This window comes from Acidovorax sp. KPB24-07 (genome assembly GCF_057543315.1).
The window spans coordinates 1-4,849 of the sequence record NZ_BAAJYS010000262.1 but is presented as its reverse complement, the minus strand read 5'-3'; the positions used below and the strand labels follow the sequence as shown (position 1 = coordinate 4,849).

The following is a 4,849-nucleotide window of genomic DNA, read 5'->3' as shown; positions in this document are numbered from 1 at the left end:
TGCCTGTGCCTGTGCCTGTGCGCCGGGGCCGGCCCCCATCTGTACGCGCGGATTCTCCCGATGGGGCTCCCGGCTCGAAGCGCCCGGCACCGCCCCTGGTGCGGTCAGCGCGTGCGGCGCCATCCCTTCCGGCCTGTTGGACGGCAACGCCACCTCGCGGTGCGGCTGTGCTGCCCCGGGCACTGCCCGCGGGTCTGCAGCAGCATGGGCCTGCATTGGGGGTTGGCCAGGAACGCTGGGCAGCGCTGCCCGCGGGGCATGCACCCGCTCCTCCGCGCGCCCGGCGTTCTGGAATTCACGCGCCCCCTGGGGTCGCTGCGGAGGCACCATGGCCTGAACCTGCGGCGATGGCACCACGGCAGACTGGCCTGGCGGCACAAGATGCCGGTCCTGGCCCGGAGCGTGCGGCAGCATGGCCGCCTGCGCCATGGCATGGTGGTCGCGGTCTGGCGGGACACGCGATGCCATCGGATTCATGGCCGGCATCGGAGCGGCCGGCGCTGCCGGCATCGCGGCCGCCACGGCCGCAGGACGGCCGCCGTCCGGCGCACGCTCGTAGATGTTGTTCACGGTGACGCGGTTGTGGATGTTCTCCACCACCGTGCGGGACTGCGAGATGTAGGTGTTGCCCCGGTACACCACGGCGGGACGCACCACCGGCGGCGGTGGCAAGGGCGCGCCCTGGGCCCAGGCCGCGCGCTCCGGTGGCCGACCCCAGTTGACGCCCCAGGCATCCCAGCCCCAATGGTGGTGGTGCGATGCGACCGCGCCCACCAGCACGCCGGCGCCGAAGGCCAGCGCGCCCACGGCCACGGGGTCGGGCCCCACGGCCACCCCTGACGAATAGACCGGGGCGGGCGCGGCCCAGCGATAGCTCGAGTACAGCGGCACCGGCGTGCCATAGACCACCTGCGGGTCATAGCGCGGCACGTACACCGCCTGGACGTCGGCCGGTTCGATGGAGATGTAGGTGGGCGGCGGCACCACCACCGTGGGCCCGCTATAGACGGCCACGGGTTGCTGCAGGTCCGCCGGTGGCGGTGGGCTCGGCTGCGCGGCCGTGACGGTGGCCACGCGCAGGTGCGGCGAGCTTTTGAGCGTGCCCGCCTTGCTGGCGCGCGAGCGCATGACCTGGATGGCGTTCATCACGTCCGTCGGGTCGTTGTAGTAGGCCTTGCCCAGCGCCACCGTCCAGGGCAGGTTGGAGGCCATCTGCTCCAGCACGTTCGGGAAGGCGGTCAGCGACTTGATGCTCGGGTCCCACGGTTGCTGGTCCACCGCATCCGTCAGCGCGGCAGCCTTCAGCGACGGGTTTTGCCCCAGCCAGGTTTCCGCGGCCGTGACTTGGTCGGGGTAGGTCGCACCGGCCAGCACCTGCGCCACCAGCTTGTCCGGATACAGCGCGATGGGAGCAACCATCTGGTAGAGCGCATCCGCGCTGGGAGGCGTGTAGCGGACGGCCACGGGCGCGGCCTCCGGCGCAGCCACGGGCGCTGCCGCGGCGGATGGCGCGGGCGGCGGCACCCTCGGAGAAGCGTTCTGGCGATTGCAGGCGGTCAGGGCGCAAACGGCGATGAGCGACAGCGCCATGCCGCGCGATGCGCGCTGCAGGCCCGCAGTGCGGAGGGATGTGGGTGCGGTCGCCGCCGGTTGGAGCGGCAAGGCGGCGTGGGTTTGGGAAGCACGGGGGTCTGCAAGGGGCGCCATGGTTTTTCTCCTGAACCATCCACCGTGGGCCGATGCGAAAACCCGGTCCGGCGTGCGTCGGCACTTCGTCGGCAGATGGTCTCTTCAGAACGGCACGTTATGCCTCGCGTTGACCGCCAGTTGTAGGCCAATGTTCGTCGCGCGCTGTCGGCCCTCGCCCCGGTGCCAGTCACTGCGAAGGCTGGAAGCAGCGTTTTTCGCGGTTAATGGCAGTGCGGGAGGCGACTTTTCCCTTTGAAGGCACCAGCCAGCCACCGGACGCAGCGATAGGCCGAACAACGATTGGTTACCAATGCGCCGAGAAAGCCGCCCCGCTCACGGCAACAGTTCGAGCGCCTGCAGGTAGGCGGGCTGCAGCATCAGTTCGTCCCACGGCTGCGGCAGCGTCTCCGGCAGCAGCGCCACGCGGCGGGATTCGCTGTCGGGGCTGGCATGCCAGCGGCCATCGTCACGGGCCTGCTGCAATCCCGCCAGCAGTTCGTCCAGCGCTTCGCCTTGGCGGTCGCCCTCGCCCACGAGGCTCTGGTTGCACAGCAGCACCAGGTCGCAGCCCGCATCGAGCGCCGCCACGGCCGCATCGGTGTAGCTCACCGTCTGGCCCTCGATGCGGCGCGCGCCTTCCATGCTCAGGTCGTCGCTGAAGACCGCCCCGTCGAAACGCAGTTGCTGGCGCAGGATGTCCTGCAGCCAGCGCCGCGAAAAACCCGCCGGCCGGCTGTCCACCTTGGGATAGATCACGTGGGCAGGCATCACGCTGGTGAGCGTGCTCGACAGCCAGGGGTACGGCGCCGCGTCGTCAGCCAGCAGGGCTTTCAGGCTGCGCGGGTCCACGGGAATGTCCGTGTGCGAATCGGCGCGAACGAAGCCATGCCCCGGAAAGTGCTTGCCGCAATTGGCCATGCCCGCCTGCAGCAGACCGTGCATGAGGCTCTTGGCCAGCAGGGCCACCACGCGCGGATCGCGGTGGAAGGCCCGGTCGCCGATCACGCTGCTGCGGGAAGCGCCGGGCCGCTGCACGCGTCCCGCGTTGCCTCGGGGCGCCTCATCGGACCAGTCGAGGTCCAGCACCGGCGTGAAGCTGAAGTCCACGCCGCACGACCGCAGCTCGCTGCCCAGCACGTAGCCGGCGGCGGTCGCCGCATTGGTGGCGCGCAGCGCGCCGCTGCCGGGCACGGCCTTGGCGCCCCGGCCGTCGCCCTGCATCCACAGCTCGCCGAACGCCCGCATGGGCGGCAGCTGGGTGAAGCCATCGCTGCGAAAGCGCTGCACGCGGCCGCCTTCGTGGTCCACGCAGATCAGCAGATCGTCCCGCACGGCCTTGATGGCGCTGGTGAGCGCCAGCAACTGGGCGCGATCCTGCCAGTTGCGCGTGAACAGGATCACGCCGCCCGTGAGCGGGTGGGCCAGGCGGCGGCGGTCCGCCGCGGTGAGTTCGGTGCCGGCAACGTCGAGGATGAGGGGGGCGTGTTCGAAAGTCATGGCCAGGGGTTCACTCACTTTTTAATAGCAATCCAGGCAATACCGCATTGCGGTGGGACCTTATTTCTTTTCGACCACGCAAAAGCTCGCCGCGTAGTCGGATTCGTCGGTCACGCTCAGGTGGCACTGCAGGCCCTGGGCCTCGAACCATTCCTTGAGCGCGCCGTGCAGCACGATCACCGGCTGCCCGCTGGGCAGCTTGGCCACCTCGCAGTGCCGCCAGGTCATGGGCATGCGCATCCCCATGCCGATGGCCTTGCTGAAAGCCTCCTTGGCCGAGAACCGGGTGGCGAGGTAGCGCACGCCGCGTTCGGGCCAGCGCGCGCCACGCTCGCGCCAGGTGGACAGCTCGCCCTCGGCCAGCACCTTCTCGGCGAAGCGGTCGCCGTGGCGCTCCAGGCTGGCGCGGATGCGGCGGATGTCGCAGATATCGGTGCCGATGCCGTAGATCATGTTTCAGGGTCCAATCTGCCTCCAAGGCATGAAAATCGCCGGCATATTGCTATCAAATCAGGAGCATTTGGCAGCCATGCCCTCTTCGATGCAGCGCTGGTAGGCCTGCACCGTGGCGGCATAGCCCAATTCCAGCGCGTCGGCGATGAGCGCGTGGCCGATGGACACCTCCAACAATCCGGGCACGCCCTGCACGAAGGCGGCCAGGTTGTCGCGGTTCAGGTCGTGCCCGGCGTTCACGCCCAGGCCGGCATCCAGGGCGGCCTGGGCCGCCGCGCGGTAGCGCTCCAGTTCGGCGGCCTGGCCTCCGGTGCCCCAGGCGGCGGCATAGGGCTCGGTGTACAGCTCCACGCGGTCGGCGCCCACGGCGCGGGCGGCGGCCATCTGGGCGGGCAGCGGGTCCATGAACAGGCTCACGCGCACGCCCAGTCGGCGGCATTCGGCGATCAGCGGCGCCAGCCGCTCGGCATCCTGCGGAAAGCTCCAGCCGTGGTCGCTGGTGAACTGGTCTTCGCTGTCGGGCACGAAGGTGGCCTGCTGCGGCCGCACCTCGCGGATGAAATCCATGAGGTTCTGCGACGGGTTGCCCTCGATGTTGAATTCGCGGTCCGGCCAGTCCTTCATCAGCGCGGCCAGGTCGTGCACGTCGCCAGCCCGGATGTGGCGCTCGTCCGGCCGCGGATGCACCGTGATGCCCTGGGCGCCCGCCTGCAGGCACAGCAGCGAAGCGCGCGTGACGCTGGGAATGCCCAGGTGGCGCGTGTTGCGCACCAGGGCCACCTTGTTGACATTGACCGACAGGGCGGTGCGGGCGGGAGCGGCGGAGGAAAGGGTCATAGCGATTGCAGGTCCATCATGAGCTGGCGCGTGCGCAGCACCGGGCTGCCGCAATGGTATTGCAGCAGCGTGCGCAACTGGGGTTTGAGTTCGGCCGCCATCGGCGTGCCGGCCTGGGCGATCACGCGCAGCGTGGCGGTGTAGCTGGCGCCCTCGCCCGCCTCCAGCGCGCGCTGCAGCGCCAGCCATTGCGCGCCGGCCAGCGTGGCCCGGTCGGTGGCCGTCGCGGCGCGCAGCCCGGCCTCGGGGCACCAGCGTGTACCGGGTGGGTGGCTGCAAGGGCGCCAGCGTGACCGGTTTCGGCCCCCAGGCTGGGCAGCAGCCCGATCTCGCGCAGCAGCAGCAGTTCGAAGCTGCGCAGCACGGGTTCGAG

4 protein-coding genes and 1 pseudogene are annotated in these 4,849 nt (G+C 70.1%); all 5 read right to left on the bottom strand.

The window, feature by feature from the left end:
* Positions 1-1,707, bottom strand: a 1,707-nt coding sequence (locus AC27IQ_RS18865; RefSeq protein ID WP_487090386.1) for a DUF3300 domain-containing protein, incomplete at its 3' end; no start/stop codon positions are given.
* A 315-nt stretch (positions 1,708-2,022) separates the two neighbouring features.
* Entirely contained in the window at positions 2,023-3,186 is a 1,164-nt protein-coding gene (gene nagZ / locus AC27IQ_RS18860) for a beta-N-acetylhexosaminidase (RefSeq protein WP_487090385.1), read from the bottom strand.
* 60 nt (positions 3,187-3,246) lie between these two features.
* Entirely contained in the window at positions 3,247-3,639 is a 393-nt protein-coding gene (acpS, locus tag AC27IQ_RS18855; protein WP_284407044.1) for a holo-ACP synthase, read from the bottom strand.
* Positions 3,640-3,696: 57 nt separating this feature from the next.
* Complete coding sequence (locus AC27IQ_RS18850; RefSeq protein WP_487090384.1) at positions 3,697-4,476, bottom strand: pyridoxine 5'-phosphate synthase; 780 nt, start codon at positions 4,474-4,476, stop codon at positions 3,697-3,699.
* Positions 4,473-4,849: pseudogene (locus AC27IQ_RS18845) on the bottom strand (DNA repair protein RecO); the annotation flags it as partial. The pseudogene AC27IQ_RS18845 and the gene AC27IQ_RS18850, both read right to left, overlap by 4 nt.